The organism is Solimonas sp. K1W22B-7, assembly GCF_003428335.1.
In the GTDB taxonomy this organism is placed as follows: Bacteria; Pseudomonadota; Gammaproteobacteria; order Nevskiales; family Nevskiaceae; genus Solimonas_A.
Genome location: NZ_CP031704.1, coordinates 2,946,600 through 2,968,380, shown reverse-complemented (window position 1 = coordinate 2,968,380; position 21,781 = coordinate 2,946,600). Strand labels below are relative to the sequence as shown.

The following is a 21,781-nucleotide window of genomic DNA, read 5'->3' as shown; positions in this document are numbered from 1 at the left end:
GCCGGCACATACAACATCCAGTGTACTACGCGGGGTTGCCGCTCAGAACAGGAACTTCGCCACCAGCTCGGCATAGTCCGCCGTATCCGCACCCACGTCACGCAGGCCGGAGGCGGGGATGTAGCGCAGCATTTCCGTTGCCAGGCTCAGGTGCCGGTTGCAGCGGTAGCTTGCATTGATCCGCAGGTAGTCTCCGATGGACTTGTCGTCGACGGTCGACCGTGGGATCGGCAGCAGCGGCTGGGCGTAGGCGGCGTCTGCGCGTGACTGGCGCGCCATGTGTCCGCCGCCGACCCCCAGGCTGAGCCGTGGCGTCGGGCGGGCAGTGACGAACAGGCCGGCATGCACGAGGTTGGAGAAATCGCTCAGGCCGGATTGCGAGAAGTACGCACCGCGGGGGAACAGCGGATTGAAGGTCTCCAGGCGGCCGTCCCCGGCCTGCCGGTCGCCGGAGGCCAGGTCGAGCTGCAGTGCGAGACGCGGATTCCAGACCGTGCTGAAGCTGCGGCCCAGGAGGGCGCTGAAGGCCCAGGCGCGGATATCCGAGCGGCCGAACTCGCCGGTCTGGTACAGCGCTTCGGTGTCCCAGTCGTAGCGGCCGGCGCGACCGGCGGATTGCAGGCCGAAGACCTCACGGAGTTCCGCCGAGCGGATGCCGCCGAACAGGGCATCCTCGCGCTCATAGCGGTACCAGTAGGCATCCAGGTACGAGGTCGCGGGCTCACCGCGGCGGACGCGCAGGCCGGAGAAGCGCAGGTGGGGATTGTTGCGGTCGTCGAAGGCCGAATCGTCGCGGTACTCGACCGGTTCGGTGATGAAAGCCGTCACTTCGAGCTTGCCGGCAGATCCGGTCAGGCGCGCGCCATCATAGGCGCGGCGGACGTTGGGGCCTTCGCGCAAGGCGACGAAACGCTGGGTGCTGTCGAAGGCCAGCTCCTGGCGCCCGATGCGCAGCACCAGGCGAGGCCCGGAGTCGGCGGTGGCCAGATCGGCGAATGCCAGCTGGAGATCGCTGCGGTTGGCATCGACCGTCGCCGGGGGCGCGTCCTTGCTGTGAACGCGTGCGTCGCCCAGCTCGGCAAAGACGCGCAAGTGCGGCCCGGCATGCCAGTCGCCATGCAGGTTCAGGCGCTGGAACCAGTATCCGTCTGCGCCTGCAGTGCCCAGGCCGAACAGCGGGGCATCGAAAGCCACGCCCTTCATGCGCAGCTGGCCGCCCAGGCTCAGGTAGTGCCCGGGATCGTCGCCCAGCGGAATATGCTTGATCGCATCCAGCGGCGTCGCATGGGTGGCGGAGTCGGCAAGATCGCGATGATCCTCCGACCAGCGCGTGAGGCCGAAATCCGCGGCCTGTGCCCCCGATCCGATCAGCGACAGCAGCACCGCGATCGCGGTCAGGCGCGCCATTCGCGCAACTGTTCGATCAGGCGGGCATAGCCGGCGGATACGGAGGCCAGCAGCGTCTCGGCGAGTATTGGATCGGTCCCCGCCGCAGCCCGGAGGGCCGCGCAATCCCTTGCCAGCGAGGCGGCGCCGACCATGTTGCAGTTGGTTTCCAGTGCCTGGCTGGCCCGTGCGAGGCGCGCAGGGTCATTGCCGGCCTGCGCCTCGCGGAGCGCAGCCAGGTTTCCGGCCGCCGCCGCCACCATTTCGGCGATCAGCTCGGCGGCGCCTTCCTCGCCGAGATCCGCAACCAGTTGCGCCAATGTCGCGGGGTCGGCGAGGCGATCCGCCAGGGCGGCTGTAGTCGGCGGCGAGGCCGTGCGGCCGATGCCGGCCGTCACCTCTTTCAGCAGGCTTTCCAGCTCATGGCGGCGGAAGGGCTTGGCCAGGTGGCGGTCCATGCCGGCATCCAGGCAGGCCTGGCGCTCGCGATCCAGCACGCTGGCGCTCATCGCGAAGATGCGCGGCTGCGGGCGGCCTTCGAGCGCACGAATCCGGCGCGTGGCCTCCAGGCCGTCCATCACCGGCATCTGCATGTCCATCAGCAGCAGGTCGTAGTCCCGTTGCTGCACGGCTTCCACGGCAGCCAGGCCGTTCTCGGCGAGATCAGCGGAGTAGCCCAGCGATTCCAGCATGCGCAGCGCCACCTGTTGGTTCAGCGGCGTGTCCTCGACCAAGAGGATGCGCAGGGGTGCTGCCGAGGCGGTGGGCCGTGCCGAGGTCGCTGGCGCGGTGCTGGATCCAACCCCGGGCGACAGCAGTTCCAGCAGGGCATCCAGCAGGCCGGCACGGCGCAGCGGCTTGTGCCGCACCAGGTCGAAGGCCGGCTGTGACTGCGCGCTCTGCCGCACGCTGCTGAGCAGCATCAGGCGAGGACAGGCGCTGCCGTACAGGCGACGCAGCCCGGCGGCCAGCGTCGCGCCGTCCATCTCGGGCATCAGGTAGTCGATGATTGCGGCGTCGAAGCCCGCGCCGCTGCCCGCCAGCGCCAGGGCGTCTTGCGGTGAGGCCGTGTCGACGACCTCCATGCCCCATTCGTGGGCGGCCGCGCGCAGGATGCGCCGATTGGTGTCGTTGTCGTCGACGACCAGCAGGCGCTTGCCCGCCAGCATGCCGGCATCGGCCGGCGGCGGCGCTTTCCACTCCGGATCGCTGCCGGCGACGAAGCTGAACGAAAACGCCGAGCCTTGGCCCGGATGGCTTTCGACATGGACGCCTCCGCCCATCAGTTCGGACAGGCGCTTGCTGATCGCCAGTCCCAGGCCACTGCCGCCGTATCGGCGGGTGGTGGAGGCGTCGACCTGGCTGAAGGTCTTGAACAGGCGGTCGAGTCGCTCGGGCGGAATGCCGATGCCGCTGTCGCGCACGGTAACGTGTATCCGGTGGTGCTGCGCTTCCAGCCGTTCTGCCCGGACCGCTACCGCCACTTCGCCGTGCTCGGTGAACTTGACGGCATTGGACAGGTAGTTTGCCAGCACCTGGCGCACGCGGCCGCGGTCGGCCTTCAGCATGTCCGGTGTGCCTGGCGCGAACTCGCAGCCCAGGTCCAGGCCCTTCTGTGCCGCGCGTACTCCCACCAGCTCGAGTGCTTCTTCGACCACGCGGCGCAGTTCGAAGACCTGCTCGTCCAGTTCCAGCATGCCGGCCTCGACCTTGGTGAAGTCGAGGATGTCGTCGATCACGCCCAGCAGGTGGTCGCCGCTCTGGGTGATGGTTTCCAGGCTCTGGCGCTGGCTGGCGTCCAGCGACGTGTCGCCCAGCAGTTCCGCAGTGCCGAGGATGGCGTTCAGCGGTGTGCGGATCTCGTGGCTCATGTTGGCCAGGAAATCGCTCTTGGCCTGGGTGGCGGCCTCCACGGCGGCCTGTGCCTGTTCCAGCGCCGCCGCTTGTGCCCGCCAGCGGGCGCCGCCGCGGGCGAAGACATAGAGCAGCAGGCTGGTGAGCAGGCCGCCGAGCGCGACCAGCCAGGGGATCGCCTGCTCGCTCGGCGTCGCGAAGCCGGGCTTGCTGCGGAAGTGCACCGTCCAGGGGCGGCCCGGCATCTGCAGCGTCCGGACGGTGTCGAAGCTCGCCCGCGCGTCGGGCGACAGCGGTAGCGGATCCCCGTCCGGCTTGTCGCCGGCCGAAGAGTAGAGCATCGCGCCCGGACCGGTGGTGTCCCCGTCGAAGACTTCGAAGGCCAGGCTGCTGCTGTCGCCGCCCAGGAGCCCTTGCATGAACGCCTGTGCATGGAAGGTCGCGGAGATCCAGCCGAAGTGCCGTCCCTCCTTGAAGATCGGCACGTAGGCGATGAAGCCCACCCTTGTGCCGGTCTGGCTCAATATGCGCACGCGCGGTGCGAGGACCGCGTCGCCTGTCGCGGCAGCCGCTTCAAGGGCCGCACGGCGGTCGGCGTCCCGCATCATGTCGATCCCGATGCCCCGTTCGCTCTCGGGGGTCAGCGGCTCGGTGTAGTAGACCGGGGCATGGAACGGAGACTCGACGGGCTTGATCGGCGGCGGCGGCGGACGCAGCTTGAATTCGCGCAGGACCAGCGGGTTCGAGAAACGCGTGGTTGGCTCCCGGCGTACGTCTTCGACGAAGGCCGCCACCTCGTCCGGCGAGAGCTTCGGTACGAAGGTCATCGCCCGGATGCCGGGGTAGTTCTTGTAGAGCTGCAGCGGTGCCACATAGGCGCGCCAGTCCTCGCGGCTGACATACGTCGAGGCCTCGACCATGCCGCGCCCGCCGCGCATGATCTGCGTATAGGCGTTCATGCGCCTTCCGATGGAGGCTTCGAGCAGCCGCACCTCGGCATCGAAGCGCTGCTGCTGGTGCTGGTGGATGATGCGCCCGGTCTGCGCGGCCATCAGCAGGCTCGCCAGCAGCGTCAAGGCAATCAATGCCCTCGCCAACGCCGGCGTGCGCGTGGCGGTGGGTTCAGTGCCGGGTTGTTTCATCGCGCAGTCGCTCCACAAGGGCTGCATGGCGTTGTATCAGGCTGGCGCCCAGCGCGGCCGCGGCCTCGGTCCTGCCTTCCGTCGCGGCCGCTTCGGTGTCGGCACACAGTGCGGCGAGCGCCCCGGCGCCGATCTGCAGGCTGACGCCGCGCAGCGCATGCGCGATCCGCTTGAGCGCGGGCAGGTCCCGGGCGCTCAGGGCGTCGGCTATCCGCTGCTGCTGGACCGGCAGGTCGTCGATCAGGGCGCCGACGAGCTTGGCGGCCCCGTCCGGTCCGAACAGCTGCCGCAGTTCGGACCAGGCCTCGGCATTGAAATCGCCGGCTTCTCCGGAGGGGGTCAGTGCCGCCGCCAGATCCCGCAGCGCCAGCGGCTTCATCAGCACCGCGTCGGCGCCCGCTTGCAGGCAGGCCTGGCGGACAGTTTCCGAACCCGAGGTGATCATCGCCACCAGCCGGGTCAGCGGCCGGGCAGGGTCAATCCGCGATTTCAGGGCGGCAACGCTTTCGGCCGTATCGTCAGTGGCGATCAGGATCAGGCCCTGGAGATCGGCCGGCGCCTCCGGAACCGTCCCGGAAAGGATGGGAGAGGGGTAGCCCAGGCGCTTCAGCAGCAGGCCGGCCAGCCGGCGGCCGACAGCATCGTCATCCACCACCAGGCAATCCATTGCTCCGTTTCCAGCTTTGGCGTTCATCCTTGGTTTCCGCGGGTCGCCGGCAGTGCCGCAGGCGCCTTGCCCCGGGAACAGGGCAGGGACAGCATGGCGGGAGGGGGCCGGCGAGGGTTGTGGTCCGGCCTCACCCCGGTGCCGGATCGTTCGTAATATAATCAATAACTAACAAGGTGCAGTCCGGCGGAAGCAGAATTCCGCTCCCCCCACAGGCTCCAGTCGCCGTAAAAGCTGGAATTTTGTGAGGAAATCGCTACAATATGCGCCCTCAACGGCTCGGGAAGCTTCCGGGCCGTTTAACATTTCTGGAAGATTGAGCATGGTAACCATCCGTCTTGCCCGCGCTGGCGCGAAGAAGCGCCCGTTCTATCACGTCGTTGCGACCGAGAAGGCAAGCGCCCGTGACGGCCGCTTCATCGAGCGCCTGGGCCACTACAACCCGAACGCCCGCGGCGCCGAGCAGAAGCTCGTTGTCGACTTCGGCCGCGTCGAGCACTACCAGAAGAACGGTGCGCAGACCTCTGATCGCGTTGCCTTCCTGCTGAAGTCGGCCCAGAAGGCCGCCTGATTCGATGTCGGCGCGCCGGGTGACCCTGGGCCGTATCGCCGGGGTTCACGGTGTGCGGGGCGGGATCAAGGTCTGGTCCCTGACCCGTCCGATCGAGAATCTCTTCGATTATCGCAGCTGGTGGGTGACCCACGGCGCGGGTTTCGAAGCGAAGGTGCTGGAAGCCCACGTCCATGACCGATCCCTGGTGGTTTACATCAGCGGGCCGGACGGGAAACCGATCACGGATCGCGACATCGCCGCAGGGCTGATGGGCGCGGAAATCCAGGTGGATCGCGCGGCGATGCCGAAGCTGCCCAAGGGGCAGTACTACTGGATCGACCTGATCGGCGTGAAAGTGGAAAGCACGCTGGGCGTGGCGCTGGGGCTGATCGAGGACATGACCAGCAACGGTGCGCAGGATGTGATGGTGTTGCGGGATGGCGAGCGGCAGCGGCTGATTCCCTTCGTCAAGGAACACATCGTCAAGGAAGTGGATCTGGAGGCGGGCCGCATCGTCTGCGACTGGCATCCGGAATACGATGAAGATTGAAGTCCTGACGCTGTTCCCCGAGTGGGTGGAGCAGGTCACGCAGCACGGGATGCCGCGGATCGCGGCAGAACGCGGACAGCTGCAGCTGGTGGCGCGCAACCTGCGCGACTACAGCACGAACAAGTGGCGCAAGGTCGATGATCGACCTTACGGCGGTGGCCCCGGCATGGTGATGGAAGCCGAGCCGCTGGCCCATGCGATCCGCGATGCCAAGGCATCGCAGGCGCAGGCGAGGGTGGTGTACCTCTCGCCGCAGGGCGAACGCTTCAGCCAGGGCTGGGCGGAACGCCTGTCGCAGGAGCAGGGCCTGGTCCTGCTGTGTGGGCGGTACGAGGGGCTCGATGAGCGCCTGATCCGCTCGGAAGTGGATTTTGAGTTGTCGCTGGGCGATTTCGTGATGTCCGGCGGCGAACTGGCGGCGATGGTGGTGGTGGACGCGATTGCGCGCCTTCTGCCCGGGGTGCTGGGACACGAGGGTTCGGCGGCAGCGGACTCCTTTTCCAGCGGCCTGCTGGACCATCCGCACTACACGCGGCCGGAGGATTGGCGCGGGGAGCGGGTGCCGGAAGTGCTGCTGGGAGGCGACCACGCCAAGGTGGCGAGGTGGCGGTTGAAGCAGGCGCTGGGACAGACCTGGCTCAAGCGGCCCGACCTGTTGGACGGGATTGAGCTGGACAGGAATCTAGAGGTGCTGTTGCGGGAATTCATCTCGGAACAGCGAACATGAGTGAGGTAACGACGATGCAAGCGAACAAGATCATTGCCGCGGTGGAAGCGGAGCAGATGACCAAGAAGGTCCCGGACTTCCGTCCCGGTGACACGGTCGAGGTCAAGGTGAAGGTGAAGGAAGGCGACCGTGAGCGTCTCCAGGCCTTCGAGGGCGTCGTCATCGCCATCAAGAAGCGCGGCCTGCACTCCGCCTTCACGGTGCGCAAGACCAGCCACGGCGAGGGTGTGGAGCGCGTGTTCCAGACCTACAGCCCGCAGGTTGCCGACATCGCGGTGAAGCGCCGCGGCGACGTGCGTCGCGCCAAGCTGTACTACCTGCGCAACCTGTCCGGTCGCGCGGCGCGTATCGCCGAGAAGCTCGACTAAAGACCCGAGCAGCGTGGAGGGGCCCCAACGGAGTTGGGGATCCTAGCGTCGCGAGTGGTCGGGTTCGGGTAACTGGACCTTCCGGCACCCGCAAGCTCATCGCAGTCCCCAAAGCCCGTGGCCATTCGGCCACGGGCTTTTTGCGTCTGCGGCTTGACATCGTCGGTCGTCGGGGCGTAGTTTAAAACATCTGTTTGAAACAGGTGTTTCATGACTGCAGCCGCCGTCCCCGATACCACCCGCCAGGCGTTGCTGGATGCCGCCGCGCCGGTATTTGCCGAGCAGGGCTTCCAGCTCGCCCGGGTGCGCGACATCGCCACCCGTGCCGGCGCCAACCTGGCCGCCATCAACTATCACTTCGGCAGCAAGGAAGCGCTCTACGTCGAGGTGCTGCGCGACCAGGCCAGCCGCCTGATCCGGCGCCACCCGCTGCAGGGCGCCGCCCCGCCTGCGGAGCCTGCCGCGGTGCTGCGCGAGGTGGTGCGCAGCCTGCTCGCGCGGTTTCTCGCCACCGACGAGCACGCCCTGCTGCCGCGCCTGCTGGTGCGCGAGATGCTCAATCCCACCCCCGCGCTGGATCTGCTGATCGAAGAGGTCAGTCGCCCGCAATTCCTGCAGCTCTCCGCGGTGGTGATGGCGGTGCTGGGGCCGAAGGCGCGGCCGGAGCAGCTGCGCCGCGCCGTCTTCAGCCTGCTCGGCCAGTGCCTGTTCTACCTGGTGGCGCAGCCGCTGGTGCAGCGCATCGCGCCGCAGAGTTACGAGCCCGACGAGGTCGAGCAGCTGGTTTCGCATATCGCCGCATTCTCGCTGGCGGGGCTGCAGGCGCAGCGGGCGTTGATCGAAGGGGAGGTGGGCCGTGCGTAAATCGATCCTGATCCTGCTGCTGATGCTGGCCGGCTGCCACGAGGAAAAGACCGGCATCTACCAGGGCTACGTCGAGGGCGAGCCGATCCGCGTGGCCGCGCCGCGCGCCGGTCGCCTGGACCTGCTGGCGGTGCGGCGCGGCGACACCGTGGCGGCCGGCACACGGCTGTTCGCGCTGGAGGCGGGCGTCGAGAAGGCGGCGCTGGACGAGGCGCAGGCGCGCCTGGCGGACCTGGGCAAGGGTGAGCGGCCGGAGGAAGAGGCGGTGCGGCGTGCCCAGTTGTCCGAGGCCCAGGCCCAGGCGGCGCTGTCGCAGAAGGAATGGCAGCGCCAGCAGACGCTGTATGCCGATCGCGTGGTCAGCCGCGAGCGTCTCGACCAGGCAGCGACCCACCGTGATCGCGATGCCGCGCGTGTGCGGGAACTGCAGGCGCGCCTGCGCGCCGGCGCACTGGCCGGGCGCGAGGATGCGCGCCGCGCCGCCGAGGCGGCGGTGGCGCAGGCGCAATGGCAGCTCGACCAGAAATCCCAGGCCGCCACGGCCGCCGGCCTGATCGACGACCTCTACTTCCGTGCCGGCGAGTGGGTGCCGGCCGGTGCGCCGGTGCTGGCACTGCTGCCGCCCGGCAACCGCAGGCTGCGCTTCTTCGTGCCGCAGGAGGCGCTGGCCGGCCTGCAGCCGGGGCGTCGCCTGCGTGCCCGCTGCGACGGCTGCGCCAAGCCGGTCGAGGCCACCGTCAGCCGTGTCGCGGCCACCGCGGAATTCACGCCGCCGGTGATCTACAGCCGCGAGCAGCGCAGCCGCATGGTGTTCCTGGTGGAAGCGCAGCCCGCCGCGGCCGACGCGGCGGGCCTGCATCCGGGCCAGCCGGTGGATATCGAGCTGCTGCCGTGAACGACGCCGCGATCGAGGTGCGCGGGCTGGCCAAGTCCTTCGGTCCGAAGCAGGTGGTCAAGGGCCTGGACCTGAGCGTGCGCCGCGGCGAGATCTTCGGCTTCCTCGGCCCCAATGGCAGCGGCAAGACCACCTCGATCCGCATGCTCTGCGGCCTGCTGACGCCGGATGCGGGCAGCGGCCATTGCCTGGGCTACGACCTGCGCAGCCAGAGCGCGCAGATCAAGCGCGAGGTCGGCTACATGACGCAGCGCTTCAGTTTCTATGACGACCTGTCGATCCGCGAGAACCTGGAATTCGTCGCCGCCGTCTACGACGTGAAGCAACCGAAGGCGGCGGTCGACGAGGCGCTGCGCAATCTCGGGCTGGAGCGGCGCCAGGCACAGCTCGCCGGCGCCTTGTCCGGTGGCTGGAAGCAGCGCATGGCGCTGGCCGCCTGCCTGCTGCACCAGCCGCAGCTGCTGCTGCTCGACGAGCCCACCGCGGGTGTCGATCCCAGCGCGCGCCGCGATTTCTGGGCCGAGATCCACCTGCTGGCGGCGCGCGGCATCACGGTGCTGGTGTCCACGCACTACATGGACGAGGCCGAGCGCTGTCATCGCCTGGCCTACATCGCCGCCGGCCAGCTGCTGGCGCAGGGCACGCCGGCGGAGCTGGTGGCGGATTCGAAGCTCTCCACCTGGACCGTCGGCGGCGAACGCCCGCATGAGCTGCAGCATGAACTGCTGCGCCTGCCCGCGGCCGAGCAAGTGGTGCCCTTCGGCAACCTGCTGCACGTCAGCGGCGCGGATGGCGCCGCCCTGGAGCAGGCCTTGCAGCCCTGGTTCAACGATCCCCGCTGGCACTGGCAACGCGACGAACCACGGCTGGAAGATGTCTTCATCCACCTGATGAAGAACGCCGGGGACAACGCGCCATGAGGCTCTGGTCCTGGTCACGCCTGCTGGCGATGGTGCGCAAGGAATTCATCCAGATGCGCCGCGACCGCATGACCTTCGGGATGATGGTCGGCATCCCGGTGATCCAGCTGGCGCTGTTCGGTTTCGCGATCAACTCCGATCCGCATCGCCTGCCGACCGCGGTGGTCAGCGCCGAGCAGACCCAGATCACGCGCAGCCTGGTCGGCGCCCTGCGCGCGACCGACTACTTCGACGTCCGCTACACGCCGGCGACCGGGGAGGAGGCCTGGCGTCTGCTGGAGCAGGGCGATGTGCAGTTCGTGCTGGCGATTCCGCCGGATTTCACGCGGCGCCTGCTGCGCGGCGAGCGTCCCTCCTTGCTGCTGGAGGCCGATGCTTCCGATCCTGCCGCCACCAGCAACGCGCTGTCGGTGCTGGAGCCGCTGGCGCGCGGCGCACTGCGCCACGACCTGACCGGTCCGCTGGCGCAGCTTGCCGCTACGCCACCGCCCTTCGAGTGGCGCGTGCATCGCCGCTACAACCCCGAGGGCATCACGCAGTACAACATCGTGCCGGGCCTGATGGGTGTGATCCTGACCATGACCATGATCATGATGACGGCGCTGTGCGTCACCCGCGAACTGGAACGCGGCACCATGGAAAACCTGCTGTCGATGCCGCTGTCGCCGCTGGAGATCATGGTCGGCAAGATCCTGCCCTACGTGCTGATCGGCTATGTGCAGGTGCTGGTGATCCTGGCTGCGGCCTACTGGGTGTTCGGCGTGCCGATGGTCGGCAGCCTGTGGTTGCTGATGGCCTGCGTGCTGGTGTTCATCGTCGCCAACCTGACGCTGGGCATCACCTTCTCCAGCGTCGCCCGCAACCAGACCCAGGCGATGCAGATGAGCTTCTTCTTCCTGCTGCCGAGCATCCTGCTGTCCGGCTTCATGTTTCCGTTCCGCGGCATGCCGGTCTGGGCACAGTGGATCGGCGAGGCCCTGCCGCTGACGCATTTCCTGCGCCTGGTGCGCGGCATCCTGCTGAAGGGCTACGGCCCGGCCGACGTCTGGCCGCAGCTGTGGCCGCTGCTGCTGTTCATCGCGGTGGTGATGGGCGTGGGCCTGAAGCGGTTCCGGCGGACGCTGGATTGATGTCCTGATTGACCCTGTCGGCCTGCCCCGAATCAGAAGAAGTGCATCCAGCGAATCTCCGGCGCCTGGTCGGTTTCGCCGTCGCGGCGGTCCAGGCGCCAGCCCAGGCGCAGGCCATCGGCGACGCCATGGTTCCACTGCAACTCGGCGCGCAGGCGTTGGCGCTCCAGCGCAGCGCCGGCGATACCGCCCAGCCATTCGGCCTGCAGTTCCGCCGTTAGCGGTGACCAGCGCTGGCTGGCGACGCCCAGCCGCAAGCCGCCGGCGAAATCGTAGCCCTGGTCCAGGTCGCTGTTGCCCTGCAGCGACAGCATGCCGAAGGCGTAGGTCTGCAGGCGTTCCAGTGGTGTCCAGGACATGCCGCCGCCACCGTCGATGAAACCGCCGGCGCTGCCGGAGTCCGGCGCCAGCGGCCGGGCACGGTCGAGGCCGGCGCTGGTGAACCAGGACCAGGGCTTGAACAGGGCGTCGCGCGTGCCCACCGCTTCCACCTTCAGCAGGCGCAGCTGCTCGAGGCGGAGGTGTTCGTCGTCGAACGCGGCCTCAGCCGCGAGGAACTCGATCTCGCCGCCGGCGAGGTAGCCCTGCGGCGGATCGAGGCGGTCATGGTAGGCCGGGCGCAGACCCAGCAGTCCCAGCACATGGTCGGCGTCGGCTACGCGCAGGCCCAGGCTGGCGCGACCACTGCCGTGGCCCTGCTCCGGCGAGAATGACGGCCGCGGTACCGGCGTGAACGGACTCTCCGCGGGGTTGCGGCTGCGTTCGGCCAGCAGCGCACGGGCGCGCGGCAGGCCGGTGCCACGCTCCAGTTCGCGCTGCTGGTATTCGAAGTACAGCTTGTCGTGCGCCACCTCGAGCATGCCGGCCTGTGCGGATTCACCGGCACCGGTGTAGCGTCCATCGTCGAGCCCGGCAACGCCGGCGACGTAGTCCAGTGCCCAGTCCTGCGAGGCGGACGGCAGCTCGCGGTAGTGATGCTGCAGGCGATGCGCGCTGGCGGGCCGGAAGGCCGGCTCACCGAGCAGGCCGGAACGCTGCAGCGCGCGCACCGAGTCGATCGGAATCGTGTAAGGCGCGCCGCGGCGGAAGCGCGCGGTCAGGTTCAGCGCCGGGTCGGCGGCCTCCAGCAGGCTCAGCAGCTGGAACGAGCAGTTCTCGGTGAAGAAGAAATAGTCGCTGCCGACACCGCGCAGTTCCCAGAGGTGCCACAGCACGCGCGTGCGCATGGCGCCGTCCATGTGCAGCGGGTACTCCCACAGGTCGCGATGCTCGAAGCGCTCGTACTCCTTGACCTTCTCGTAGTAGGGCATCACCGAGAAATGGCCCTGATAGAAGCCGCCGAGGCCCTTGAGCGCGTAGAGCATGCCGGCGTCGCGTGAAGTGGCGGCGGCGTAGTTGACGGCGTAAGCCAGCAGTCGCTGGTCGCCTTGCTCGCCACGAGCGTCCAGGCGCAGCAGGGTATGGCCGAACATCGACGACGGACTGCCGAGGTCGTTGGAAGCGAAGACCAGGGTCAGGCCAGCGGTATTGAGGCCGGAGAACCATTCTTCGAACTTGTCGCAACGCGCCACCGGCAGGCGTGCCGGCTCGAAGGCCAGCTGGGCCTTCAGCCATTCGTAGCGTCCCTTGTAGCGGCACTGGCGCGGCTCGCCGTCGAGCAGGCGGTCGTCGAAGAAGGCGGCCAGGGTTGCGTCGAGTTCGGCAGCTGCGTCGGTCTTGCCGTCGGCGGCCAGGAAGAATCCGGGGTAATCCAGCGTGCTTTCGCCGCGGCCGCCCCAGCGAGAAGGCTGGACGTGCAGCAACCGTGTCCACTCGGTTTGCTCGGACAGCCGTTGTTGCCGGGCCTGGGACTGCAGTTCGGCAAGGTAGGCGGTGTCGTCGCCCGCCGGCACGGCAGGCGCGAACGCGCAGATCAGCAGTGCCCCGGCGGAACGGAAGACGGATTTCATGGCGGCGGACAAAAAGAAAGGGCGGCGGCCGTGCGGCCGTCGCCCTGTTCCCTTGGGCGCTCAGCTGGCGTACTGGGCCAGGCGGGTGTCAGCCTTCATCAGGGCCTGCACCGAGGCGATCACTTCGCTGGCGGTGGTGGCTTCGCTGCGGAAGATCTGCGAGTAGTGCGCCTTGGTCATGGCGTAGAAGGCCTCGCGGTCGGCGCCCTGGACGTTGTAGATCGCCGCCAGGGCGGCCAGGGACTCACCGCGGCCCACCGCCATTTCGGCGGCCAGCTGGTCGAGGTTGGCGGCCGCGAACGCCGGGGCGCGGTACTCGGCCTTGATCACGCCATCCTGCGAGCAGCCACTGGTGCCGGAGGTGATACCGAAGGTCTGGTTCCCGAGAAGGCCGTTGGTGGTGGATGCCAGGACCTTCGCCACCAGTCCGGACTGACCCTTCCAGACCTGCGTGCCCCAGCCGCAACCCACATCGTCGTCGGCAAAGGCGGTCAGCGGAGACAGTGCAAGAATAGCGAGCGCAATCGACTTCTTGAGCATGTGATTCTCCTCTAGAGTTCTCGAGGCGGCACTGCGACGCAGACCGCCTGGGCGGGGTGCCCACTGTAACCATAACGCAACAAAATGGTGCGCGATAGCAGGCCCGGGGCTTGAAACCCACCGCGGTCGGCCCTATTGCGGGAGCCAGTTCACATTCCAGGGACCAGACAGACCATGACGGCAGAGAAGCGCGAATTCCAGACTGAGGTGCGGCAGGTCCTGCACCTGATGATCCACTCGCTGTACTCCAACAAGGAAATCTTCCTGCGCGAGCTGATCTCCAATGCCTCGGATGCCTGCGACAAGCTGCGCTTCCTGGCCATCGGCCAGCCCGATCTGCTGGGGGGTGATGAACTGGCGGTGGAGCTGGAGGCCGACGAGGCGGCTGGCACCCTGACGATCCGCGACAACGGTATCGGCATGACCCGCGAGGAGGTGGTGGAGAACCTCGGCACCATCGCGCGCTCCGGTACCAAGAAGTTCCTGGAGTCGCTGTCCGGCGACCAGAAGAAGGACTCGCAGCTGATCGGCCAGTTCGGCGTCGGCTTCTACTCCTCGTTCATCGTCGCCGACAAGGTCACCGTGCTGACGCTGCGCGCCGGCAGCACCGAGGCGACGCGCTGGGAGTCCGACGGCGAGGGCGAGTTCACCGTGGAGCCCTCGTTCCGGCAGGAGCGCGGCACCGAGGTGATCCTGCACCTGCGCGAGGAGGACAAGGAATTCCTGCAGCCCTGGCGCCTGCAGGGCATCGTGCGCAAGTACTCCGACCATATCGGCCTGCCGATCCGCCTGAAGAACGACAAGGGCGAGAGCGAGACCCTGAACCAGGCGCGCGCCTTCTGGACGCGACCCAAGGCGGAGCTCAAGGACGAGGACTACCAGCACTTCTACGAGCACCTGTCGCACGACCATGAGCCGCCCCTGGCCTGGTCGCACAACCGCGTCGAGGGCAGCCTGGAATACACCTCGCTGCTCTACGTGCCCGCGCACGCGCCGTTCGATCTGTGGGATCGCGAGCAGGCCCGCGGCGTGCAGCTCTACGTCAAGCGCGTCTTCATCATGGACAAGGCCGCGGATCTGCTGCCGCCCTGGCTGCGCTTCATGCGCGGCCTGGTCGACACCGCCGACCTGCCGCTCAACGTCTCGCGCGAACTGCTGCAGGGCAACCGCACGGTCGAGAAAATCCGCGCTGCCCTGGTCAAGCGCACACTGGACCTGCTGGAAGACCTGGCCGAGAAGCGCCCCGAGGACTACGCGAAGTTCTGGCAGGCCTTCGGCGTGGTGCTGAAGGAGGGCCTGGTCGAAGACCACGGCAACCAGGAGCGCATCGCGAAGCTCTGCCGCTTCCACTCCACCACCGAAACGGCGGAACAGAATGTGTCGCTGGCCGACTACGTCGCCCGCATGCCCGAGGGGCAGGACAAGATCTACTACCTCAGCGCCGAGAGCCTGGCCGCCGCCAAGGGCAGCCCGCACCTGGAAGGCTTCCGCAAGCGCGGCTTCGAGGTGCTGCTGCTGAGCGACCGCATCGACGAGTGGGTGGTGTCGCACCTGACGCAGTTCCAGGACAGGAAGCTGGAGTCGGTGGCGCGTGCGTCAAAGGACATCGAATCCAAGATCGAGACCGCCGACAAGGCGAAGCACGAGACCGAGTACGCCGACACGCTCAAGCGCCTGGAGCAGGCGCTGCAGGGCCGCATCGAGACCGCGCGCCTGTCGGTGCGACTGACCGAATCGCCGGTCTGCCTGGTGGCCGGCGAGCAGGCGCTGTCGCGGCGCCTGGAGGAAATCCTGCGCAAGGCCGGTGAGGCCGTGCCCGGGAGCCTGCCGGTGCTGGAGTTGAACCCGGAACATGCCCTGGTGCAGCGCCTGCGCGATACCGGGGATGAGGCGGCCTTTGCGGACCTGGCGGAACTGCTGCTGGGCCAGGCGGTGCTGGCGGAGGGTGGGCAGCTGCCCGACCCGGCGGGCTTCGTGCAGCGGCTCAACCGCCTGCTGCTGGAGAACGCGCCCGCGGCGGGGCGCATCATCCTCTGAGCTGGTTCTGATTCAGGTCAGCAGGGGCCGGCAGGTTTCCAGCAGCAGGTTGTAGGAATCGCGCTCGGCGGCCATCGCCGAGCGCCGTTCCGCAGGTGACAGCCGCGCCCCGGCGGCACGGTAGGACATGCTGACCTGCAGGCGGAACATCGCCCGCCGCAGCTGCCGTGCCCGCCAGGGATGGGCGCGCGGCATCGCTGCGCTGCACTGTTCGAGCAGGGCGATGGTGTTGCCGGACGGCGGGGGCGGCGGCAGCGGCGCGGCCGCGACCTGCGTTGCCAGCAAAGCCATTGCAAAGCCGGCCAGCGCGGCGACGGCACGGCGGTGGGACTGCCTGTAGAGGGGTCTCATTGAACTCAGCCTGAAGCCCAGAACTGTGATCAGGTTAACAGTCCATGCTGCGGTGCACAATGATCGTGCTGACAGGCGCCATAATCCAGATAAAATCCTTTTAAATCAAATAAAAAGGATGGAAACCTCAGAGGAGGAGGGGCTTGCAGCGGTCGCGCAGCAACTCGTAGGCGCTGCGTTCGGAGGCCGTGGCGGAGCGCAGGTCCTGCGCGGACAAGCGGCCCGGCGCCCGGCGCCAGGCCATGCTCAGTTGCAGTTGGAACATCGCCAGGCGCAGTTCCCGCGCGCGCCTGGGTTCGGCCTGCGGCAGCACGGCCTTGCACTGGGCCAGCAGGGCGTTGGTCTGCGCCAGGGCCACCTCGGCCGGCGCTGCCTGGCCGCCGCCATAGGGCGCCAGCGCCAGGAGCAGGCCGAGGCAGCAGGAGAGCGGGCGCGAGCGGTGGATCATCGTCACGAAATGGAAGCTGTTGCCGCGCAGTATTCCAAAAGTCCCTGCCTTGCACGATGGCGGGAGGGGCCAGCTTGCATCGCTCATGGGGCCACTTTCCCCGTGTTACCTTAGACTGTAGGAAAATCATTACGGATCAACGCTCTCATGGCTGAATTGCTGCCCAAGACCAGTGCCTTTCCGCGGCCGCCGCGCGAGCTGGTGATGAGCACGCCGGAGCACTTCATCGCCTTCGGTTTCGGCGCCGGCCTGGCACCCAAGGCGCCCGGCACGGTGGGGACCCTGGTGGGCCTGCCGTTCTGGCTGGCGCTGATGTGGCTGCCGCCCTGGGCCTTCGTTGCCGCGGTGCTGGTCCTGTTCCTGTTCGGCTGCTGGGTCTGCGGCGAGAGTGCGCGGCTGCTGGGTGTGCACGACTATGGCGGCATCGTCTTCGACGAGATCGTCGGCTTCCTGGTGACCTGCCTGCCGCTGCTGCCGGCGCTGGGACTGGTGCAGGGGCACATGGCGCTGTGGCTGCTGGCGGCCTTCGCGGTGTTCCGCCTGTTCGACATCCTCAAGCCCTGGCCGATCCGCGCCTTCGACCGCAGCATCCACGGCGGCCTCGGCATCATGCTGGACGACATCCTGGCCGGCCTGTTCGGCGCCGCCGTGCTGTACGGGGCGAGCCTGCTGCTGTAGCGGCAAAGTAGCGGTAATTCACGTTCTCCTTGAAATCATCCGGCGCTGCGAACATTCTTCACGGCGCTGATGATTCGTGGCTGAAGCCATGACAACCCGAATTACCGAATACCAAGGATTCCGCATGAAAACCGTGCGTATCGGCTGCGCCTCGGCCTTCTGGGGCGACACCAACGCCGCCGCTGCCCAGCTGGTCGAGAAGGGGGGCATCGACTACCTCGTGTTCGACTACCTGGCCGAGATCACCATGTCGATCCTGGCGGCCAAGCGCATGAAGGACCCCAACGACGGCTACGCCACCGACTTCGTCGACCATGTGATGGCGCCGCTGCTGCCGCGGATCAAGGAAAAGGGCATCCGCGTCGTCGCCAACGCTGGCGGCGTCAATCCGCTGGCCTGCAAGAAGGCGCTGGAGGAAGCCGCGGCCAGGGCCGGCGTCAGCATCCGCGTCGGCGTGGTGCTGGGCGACGACCTCAATGGCCGGCGCAAGGATTTCGCCGACTGTGTCGAGATGGATGCGGGCAAGCCGATGCCGCCAACCACGGTCTCGATGAATGCCTACCTCGGCGCGATCCCCATCGCGCGGGCCCTGGCGGCGGGTGCCGAGATCGTCATCACCGGCCGCTGCGTCGATTCGGCCGTGGTGCTGGGGCCGCTGATGCATGAGTTCGGCTGGAGGGAAGACCAGTACGACCAGCTGGCCGCCGGCTCCATTGCCGGCCACATCATCGAGTGCGGCGCGCAGTGCACCGGCGGCAACTTCACCGACTGGGAACTGGTGCGCGAGGGCTATGCCGACATGGGTTTTCCCGTCGTCGAGATGCAGGCCAGCGGCGAGTTCACCGTGACCAAGCCGGCCGGCACCGGTGGCCTGGTGTCGCCGCACACGGTGCTGGAACAGATGCTCTACGAGATCGGCGATCCGCGCGCCTACCTGCTGCCGGACGTGGTCTGCGATTTCACCGGCGTGAAGCTGGAGCAGGCCGCGCCGGACGTGGTGCGCGTGACCGGCTGCCGCGGCTACGCGCCGACCGATACCTACAAGGTCAGCGCCACCTATCCCTCGGGCATGCGTTGCGCCGCGCTGTTCATGATCGGCGGCATCGACGCCGCGAAGAAGGGGCGGGCCTCCGCCGGCGGCATCGTCGAGCGCGTGCGGCGCCAGTTGCTGGAGGCCGGGCTCGGTGACTTCACCGGCGTCGACATCCATTGCATCGGCGCCGAAGAAAGCTATGGGTCCCACGCGCGCGCCGGGGCTTCGGCGACGCGCGAGGTGGTGGTCAAGATCGCCGTGCAGCATCCCAATCCGAAGGCCCTGAAGCTGTTCGCCCGCGAGATCGCCCAGGCCGCCACCGGCATGGCGCCGGGTTTCACCGGTTACTTCAGCGCCGGCCGTCCCGAGCCGCACATGGTCCCCAGGCTGTTCTCCACCCTGGTGCCGAAGTCGCGCGTGGCGATCGAAGTGGTGGTGGGAGAGGAGCGGCTGGCAGTGGCGGTGCCGGTGGCGGGCGGCTTCACGCCGCCCCCGCCGGAGGCCGAGAGCCTGCCATCGCCGGATCTCAGCGATGCCGTCGTCGTGCCGCTGATCCGGCTGGCGCTGGCGCGCTCCGGCGACAAGGGCGACCACGCCAACATCGGCGTGATCGCCCGCCGGCCGGAATACCTGCCCTGCATCCGTGCGGCACTCTCCACGGCGGCCGTGCGCAGTCATTTCGCCCACGTCCTGGCGGGCGGCGAAGCGGGCCGGGTCGAGCGCTGGGAACTGCCCGGCACCGATTCGCTGAATTTCCTGCTGTACAACGCCCTGGGTGGCGGCGGCGCCGGCAGCCTGCGCACCGATCCCCAGGGCAAGGCCTTCGGCCAGATGCTGCTGGACTATCCGGTGCCGGTGCCGGCAGGCCTGCTGGCTGAGGCAGGCTAGCGACCGCCGGCGGGATCGACGTTGCGCATGCCGTATTCGTTGCGCGACATCTTGCCGTCGTGGTTCTTGTCCAGTGCGCGGAAGCGGGTGACCAGCTCGGAATTGGCGCTGACCTCGCCCCGGTCCAGCGCGCCGTTGCCGCTGGTGTCCAGGGTGGCGAACTTGGCGTCGTCGCTCATCATCGGCCGGGGGTTGGCCGGGGCTGGCGTGATCACCACCACCGGCGTCGGCGCCACCAGGACCGGCGCCGGGGGCGGATTTGCCACCGCGGGCGGCGGCAGGGCGGAAGTCGGGGTGTAGCAGTCGGCGAGGGCGCTGCCACTGCAGAGGGCCAGCAGGCCCAGCATCAAAGTCCTTTTCATGATCGTCTCCATCCTTGGGGAAAATCGACGGCTCGCCGCCCCGGGCGGGGCGGTGCCGGTGGCGCTCTGCCACACACGAATCCTGCCCCTGGCCCGCTTTCCTGCCGCTGAATAGGGCCCGAAAAGGGCGCCGAGCCGCCGGAATTGGCTGTAAAGCCAGCAAAACCTGTCTTCCGGAGGGTAGGTCCGGCGCGCGCGAGGCATTACAATAAGCGCCTCTAATTTGCCCAACAGCCAGCCTCCCAGGTCGCCGGGAGCAGCCAGGAACTGCCTAGAAATGTCCGTTGAACGCGATGTAATGGAGTACGACGTCCTTGTGGTCGGTGGCGGCCCCGCCGGCCTGTCCGCGGCCATTCGCCTGAAGCAGAAGGCGGCCGAAGCCGGCAAGGAAATCAACGTCTGCCTCGTCGAGAAGGGTTCGGAAGTCGGTGCCCACATCCTGTCGGGTGCCGTGTTCGAGCCGCGCGCGCTCAATGAGCTGTTCCCGGACTGGAAGGAAAAGGGCGCGCCCCTGAACACCCCGGTGGTGGGCGACGACATCTACTTCTTCCGCAGCGAAACCGCTGCCTTCAAGATGCCCAACCTGTTCGTGCCGAAGCCGATGCACAACGAGGGCAACTACATCATCTCGCTGGCCAACCTCTGCCGCTGGATGAAGGACCAGGCGGAGGCGCTGGGCGTGGAGGTCTACGCCGAGTTTGCCGCGCAGACGCCGATCATCGAGGACGGCGTGGTCAAGGGCGTGACCCTCGGCGACAAGGGCGTCAACCACAAGGGCGAGCAGACCTCGGACTACGCGCCGGGCATGGAGCTGCGCGCCAAGTACACGCTGTTCGCCGAAGGCTGCCGCGGCCATATCGGCAAGCAGCTGATCGAGCAGTACCAGCTCGCCAAGGGCAAGGATCCGCAGCACTACGCGATCGGCATCAAGGAGATCTGGACGATCCCGGCCGAGCAGCACAAGCCGGGCCTGGTCGTGCACGGCGCCGGCTGGCCGCTGAACCTGCTGGGCACCGAGGCGCTGGGCGGCTCCTTCCTTTATCACCTCGAGAACAACACGGTGGTCTGCGGCCTGATCGTGGACCTGTCGTATACCAATCCCTACCTCTCGCCCTACGACGAGTTCCAGCGCTTCAAGCACCACCCGGTGATCGCGCAGTACCTCAAGGGCGGCAAGCGCGTGGGCTATGGTGCCCGTGCTCTGGTCAAGGGTGGTCTCAATTCGCTGCCCAAGCAGACCTTTCCGGGTGGCCTGCTGATCGGCGATGACGCCGGCACCCTGAACTTTGCCAAGATCAAGGGCAGCCACACCGCGATGAAGAGCGGCATGCTGGCGGCCGAGACGGCGGCGGAAGCGCTGTTCGCCGGCTCCGAGGGTAGCGACGAACTGACCGGCTACCAGCAGAAGTTCGAGGCCAGCTGGCTCTACGAAGAACTGTACAAGTCGCGCAACTTCGGCGTGTTCCTGCACAAGTTCGGCTCGCTGATCGGCGGTGCCATCAACTACATCGAGCAGAACTGGTTCGGGGGCAAGTTCCCCTGGACCTTCCACGACATGAAGCTCGACCACGCCGTGCTCAAGCCGGCGGCGCAGTGCCAGAAGATCGAGTACCCCAAGGCGGACGGCAAGCTGTCCTTCGACAAGCTGTCCTCGGTGTTCCTGTCCAGCACCAATCACGCGGAAGACCAGCCGGTCCACCTCGTGCTGAAGGACAAGACCATCCCCATCGCCAAGAACCTGCCGATGTACGACGAGCCGGCGCAGCGCTACTGCCCTGCCGGTGTCTACGAGGTGGTGGGCGAGGGCCAGGACAAGCGCTTCCAGATCAATGCCCAGAACTGCGTGCACTGCAAGACCTGCGACATCAAGGACCCGGCGCAGAACATCACCTGGGTCGCCCCGGAAGGCGGCGGCGGTCCCAACTACGCCAACATGTAAGGCCGCGATGCTGCGTTCCGCCTGGCTGTTGCTGTTGACGCTGGCCCTGCTGCCGCTCACGGGCTGCGTGTCGGCGCGCGTGCAGGCCGAGCGCGACGCCACCGCGACCTACAACCGCTGCTACACGGCGCTGCGCCAGGCCAACCTGCCGACGTACCAGCTGTGCCAGTCGAAGCTGGCCAAGGCCCGGCGCCAGGAGCAGAAGCTGGCCGACGCCGAGTTGCCGCAGGCCAACGAGCAGGAATGGCTCAAGGGGCAGGCCGAGGCCGCGCCCTGGGAAGTGCAGATCCTGAAGTCGGCGGTGAGCGAGGACCTGAACACGGTCACCCTGGAGACCAACAACCGCTCCGGGGTGCTCGACCAGCAGATCGAGCATGTCGAAAAAATCGTGCTGGTGAGGGAAAATGGCCGTTGGGTCATTGACAAGGACTGCTGCGAATACTCGAATGCGAGGTTTGCGAGTCCCTGAGTTGATGTGAACGGGCCGTCCCCCGGCGCGT

At 67.6% G+C, this 21,781-nt stretch carries 21 protein-coding genes; 13 read left to right on the top strand and 8 right to left on the bottom strand.

Annotated elements, in window-relative coordinates:
- Positions 1–42: 42 nt before the first annotated feature.
- Genes D0B54_RS13515 through D0B54_RS13505 form a run of 3 tightly spaced genes read right to left on the bottom strand, consistent with a single transcriptional unit; the run spans position 43 to position 5,076 of the window.
- Entirely contained in the window at positions 43–1,407 is a 1,365-nt protein-coding gene (locus D0B54_RS13515) for an alginate export family protein (protein ID WP_117291836.1), read from the bottom strand.
- The gene (locus D0B54_RS13510; protein ID WP_162932412.1) at positions 1,395–4,382 is read right to left on the bottom strand and encodes a response regulator; all 2,988 of its coding nucleotides are present in this window, start codon (positions 4,380–4,382) and stop codon (positions 1,395–1,397) included. Before D0B54_RS13510 ends, D0B54_RS13515 begins: the two co-directional genes overlap by 13 nt.
- Positions 4,363–5,076: an Hpt domain-containing protein gene (locus tag D0B54_RS13505; RefSeq protein ID WP_117295222.1), complete on the bottom strand. Its 714-nt coding sequence runs from the start codon at positions 5,074–5,076 to the stop codon at positions 4,363–4,365. The genes D0B54_RS13510 and D0B54_RS13505 overlap by 20 nt, the downstream gene beginning before the upstream one ends.
- Positions 5,077–5,371: 295 nt before the next feature.
- Here D0B54_RS13505 and rpsP point away from each other — a divergent pair, with 295 nt between their 5' ends.
- The 8 genes from rpsP (at position 5,372) to D0B54_RS13465 (ending at position 11,056) form a co-directional block, all read left to right on the top strand.
- On the top strand, positions 5,372–5,620 hold the full coding sequence (gene rpsP, locus D0B54_RS13500; protein ID WP_117291834.1) for a 30S ribosomal protein S16: 249 nt from the start codon (positions 5,372–5,374) through the stop codon (positions 5,618–5,620).
- A 19-nt stretch (positions 5,621–5,639) separates the two neighbouring features.
- Positions 5,640–6,152, top strand: coding sequence for a ribosome maturation factor RimM (rimM, locus tag D0B54_RS13495; RefSeq protein WP_162932411.1), 513 nt, complete (start codon positions 5,640–5,642; stop codon positions 6,150–6,152).
- A complete protein-coding gene (trmD, locus tag D0B54_RS13490; RefSeq protein ID WP_117291832.1) occupies positions 6,142–6,879 on the top strand; it encodes a tRNA (guanosine(37)-N1)-methyltransferase TrmD in 738 nt (245 codons plus the stop codon). The genes rimM and trmD overlap by 11 nt, the downstream gene beginning before the upstream one ends.
- A 14-nt stretch (positions 6,880–6,893) precedes the next feature.
- On the top strand, positions 6,894–7,247 hold the full coding sequence (rplS, locus tag D0B54_RS13485; RefSeq protein WP_117291831.1) for a 50S ribosomal protein L19: 354 nt from the start codon (positions 6,894–6,896) through the stop codon (positions 7,245–7,247).
- Between the two features lie 210 nt (positions 7,248–7,457).
- On the top strand, positions 7,458–8,111 hold the full coding sequence (locus D0B54_RS13480; RefSeq protein WP_117291830.1) for a CerR family C-terminal domain-containing protein: 654 nt from the start codon (positions 7,458–7,460) through the stop codon (positions 8,109–8,111).
- Positions 8,104–9,006, top strand: coding sequence for an HlyD family secretion protein (locus D0B54_RS13475; RefSeq protein WP_117291829.1), 903 nt, complete (start codon positions 8,104–8,106; stop codon positions 9,004–9,006). The genes D0B54_RS13480 and D0B54_RS13475 overlap by 8 nt, the downstream gene beginning before the upstream one ends.
- Positions 9,003–9,926, top strand: a complete 924-nt coding sequence (locus tag D0B54_RS13470) for an ABC transporter ATP-binding protein (RefSeq protein WP_205527120.1) — start codon at positions 9,003–9,005, stop codon at positions 9,924–9,926. The genes D0B54_RS13475 and D0B54_RS13470 overlap by 4 nt, the downstream gene beginning before the upstream one ends.
- Positions 9,923–11,056, top strand: a complete 1,134-nt coding sequence (locus D0B54_RS13465) for an ABC transporter permease (RefSeq protein ID WP_117291827.1) — start codon at positions 9,923–9,925, stop codon at positions 11,054–11,056. The genes D0B54_RS13470 and D0B54_RS13465 overlap by 4 nt, the downstream gene beginning before the upstream one ends.
- Positions 11,057–11,088: 32 nt before the next feature.
- On the opposite strand, the gene D0B54_RS13460 is transcribed toward D0B54_RS13465, so the two are convergent.
- Together D0B54_RS13460 and D0B54_RS13455 are read right to left on the bottom strand one after the other, a co-directional pair.
- Positions 11,089–13,005, bottom strand: a complete 1,917-nt coding sequence (locus tag D0B54_RS13460) for an Lnb N-terminal periplasmic domain-containing protein (protein WP_162932410.1) — start codon at positions 13,003–13,005, stop codon at positions 11,089–11,091.
- 60 nt (positions 13,006–13,065) lie between these two features.
- A complete protein-coding gene (locus D0B54_RS13455) occupies positions 13,066–13,545 on the bottom strand; it encodes a DUF3015 domain-containing protein (protein WP_117291825.1) in 480 nt (159 codons plus the stop codon).
- Positions 13,546–13,719: 174 nt separating this feature from the next.
- Between D0B54_RS13455 and htpG the strand changes: the two genes are divergently transcribed.
- Positions 13,720–15,582 (top strand): molecular chaperone HtpG, encoded by a 1,863-nt coding sequence (gene htpG, locus D0B54_RS13450; protein ID WP_117291824.1) that lies wholly within the window; start codon positions 13,720–13,722, stop codon positions 15,580–15,582.
- Between the two features lie 12 nt (positions 15,583–15,594).
- Here the strand turns inward: htpG and D0B54_RS13445 are convergent, their stop codons facing one another.
- Together D0B54_RS13445 and D0B54_RS13440 are read right to left on the bottom strand one after the other, a co-directional pair.
- On the bottom strand, positions 15,595–15,933 hold the full coding sequence (locus tag D0B54_RS13445; protein WP_162932409.1) for a hypothetical protein: 339 nt from the start codon (positions 15,931–15,933) through the stop codon (positions 15,595–15,597).
- Between the two features lie 127 nt (positions 15,934–16,060).
- Positions 16,061–16,387 (bottom strand): hypothetical protein, encoded by a 327-nt coding sequence (locus D0B54_RS13440; RefSeq protein WP_162932408.1) that lies wholly within the window; start codon positions 16,385–16,387, stop codon positions 16,061–16,063.
- Between the two features lie 141 nt (positions 16,388–16,528).
- On the opposite strand from D0B54_RS13440, the gene D0B54_RS13435 reads away from it, so the two are divergent.
- Both D0B54_RS13435 and D0B54_RS13430 read left to right on the top strand, forming a co-directional pair.
- On the top strand, positions 16,529–17,059 hold the full coding sequence (locus tag D0B54_RS13435; RefSeq protein WP_117291821.1) for a phosphatidylglycerophosphatase A family protein: 531 nt from the start codon (positions 16,529–16,531) through the stop codon (positions 17,057–17,059).
- 124 nt (positions 17,060–17,183) lie between these two features.
- A complete protein-coding gene (locus tag D0B54_RS13430; RefSeq protein WP_117291820.1) occupies positions 17,184–18,980 on the top strand; it encodes an acyclic terpene utilization AtuA family protein in 1,797 nt (598 codons plus the stop codon).
- Here the strand turns inward: D0B54_RS13430 and D0B54_RS13425 are convergent.
- Entirely contained in the window at positions 18,977–19,342 is a 366-nt protein-coding gene (locus D0B54_RS13425) for an EF-hand domain-containing protein (protein ID WP_162932407.1), read from the bottom strand. The genes D0B54_RS13430 and D0B54_RS13425 overlap by 4 nt on opposite strands.
- Before the next feature lie 277 nt (positions 19,343–19,619).
- On the opposite strand from D0B54_RS13425, the gene D0B54_RS13420 reads away from it, so the two are divergent.
- Both D0B54_RS13420 and D0B54_RS13415 read left to right on the top strand, forming a co-directional pair.
- Positions 19,620–21,281 (top strand): electron transfer flavoprotein-ubiquinone oxidoreductase, encoded by a 1,662-nt coding sequence (locus D0B54_RS13420; RefSeq protein ID WP_240433427.1) that lies wholly within the window; start codon positions 19,620–19,622, stop codon positions 21,279–21,281.
- A 7-nt stretch (positions 21,282–21,288) separates the two neighbouring features.
- On the top strand, positions 21,289–21,750 hold the full coding sequence (locus D0B54_RS13415) for a hypothetical protein (RefSeq protein WP_117291817.1): 462 nt from the start codon (positions 21,289–21,291) through the stop codon (positions 21,748–21,750).
- Positions 21,751–21,781 lie beyond the last annotated feature (31 nt).

Excerpts from the sequence above, each read along its gene's own strand:
- D0B54_RS13455 (WP_117291825.1), bottom strand. The coding sequence starts at position 13,545 with ATGCTCAAGAAGTCGATTGCGCTCGCTATTCTTGCACTGTCTCCGCTG.
- D0B54_RS13430 (WP_117291820.1), top strand. The coding sequence starts at position 17,184 with ATGAAAACCGTGCGTATCGGCTGCGCCTCGGCCTTCTGGGGCGACACC.
- D0B54_RS13505 (WP_117295222.1), bottom strand. The coding sequence starts at position 5,076 with ATGAACGCCAAAGCTGGAAACGGAGCAATGGATTGCCTGGTGGTGGAT.
- D0B54_RS13415 (WP_117291817.1), top strand. The coding sequence starts at position 21,289 with ATGCTGCGTTCCGCCTGGCTGTTGCTGTTGACGCTGGCCCTGCTGCCG.
- D0B54_RS13425 (WP_162932407.1), bottom strand. The coding sequence starts at position 19,342 with ATGAAAAGGACTTTGATGCTGGGCCTGCTGGCCCTCTGCAGTGGCAGC.
- rplS (WP_117291831.1), top strand. The coding sequence starts at position 6,894 with ATGCAAGCGAACAAGATCATTGCCGCGGTGGAAGCGGAGCAGATGACC.
- D0B54_RS13445 (WP_162932409.1), bottom strand. The coding sequence starts at position 15,933 with ATGAGACCCCTCTACAGGCAGTCCCACCGCCGTGCCGTCGCCGCGCTG.
- D0B54_RS13460 (WP_162932410.1), bottom strand. The coding sequence starts at position 13,005 with ATGAAATCCGTCTTCCGTTCCGCCGGGGCACTGCTGATCTGCGCGTTC.
- D0B54_RS13435 (WP_117291821.1), top strand. The coding sequence starts at position 16,529 with ATGGCTGAATTGCTGCCCAAGACCAGTGCCTTTCCGCGGCCGCCGCGC.
- D0B54_RS13465 (WP_117291827.1), top strand. The coding sequence starts at position 9,923 with ATGAGGCTCTGGTCCTGGTCACGCCTGCTGGCGATGGTGCGCAAGGAA.
- D0B54_RS13420 (WP_240433427.1), top strand. The coding sequence starts at position 19,620 with ATGTCCGTTGAACGCGATGTAATGGAGTACGACGTCCTTGTGGTCGGT.
- D0B54_RS13480 (WP_117291830.1), top strand. The coding sequence starts at position 7,458 with ATGACTGCAGCCGCCGTCCCCGATACCACCCGCCAGGCGTTGCTGGAT.
- rpsP (WP_117291834.1), top strand. The coding sequence starts at position 5,372 with ATGGTAACCATCCGTCTTGCCCGCGCTGGCGCGAAGAAGCGCCCGTTC.
- D0B54_RS13510 (WP_162932412.1), bottom strand. The coding sequence starts at position 4,382 with ATGAAACAACCCGGCACTGAACCCACCGCCACGCGCACGCCGGCGTTG.
- D0B54_RS13515 (WP_117291836.1), bottom strand. The coding sequence starts at position 1,407 with ATGGCGCGCCTGACCGCGATCGCGGTGCTGCTGTCGCTGATCGGATCG.
- htpG (WP_117291824.1), top strand. The coding sequence starts at position 13,720 with ATGACGGCAGAGAAGCGCGAATTCCAGACTGAGGTGCGGCAGGTCCTG.
- trmD (WP_117291832.1), top strand. The coding sequence starts at position 6,142 with ATGAAGATTGAAGTCCTGACGCTGTTCCCCGAGTGGGTGGAGCAGGTC.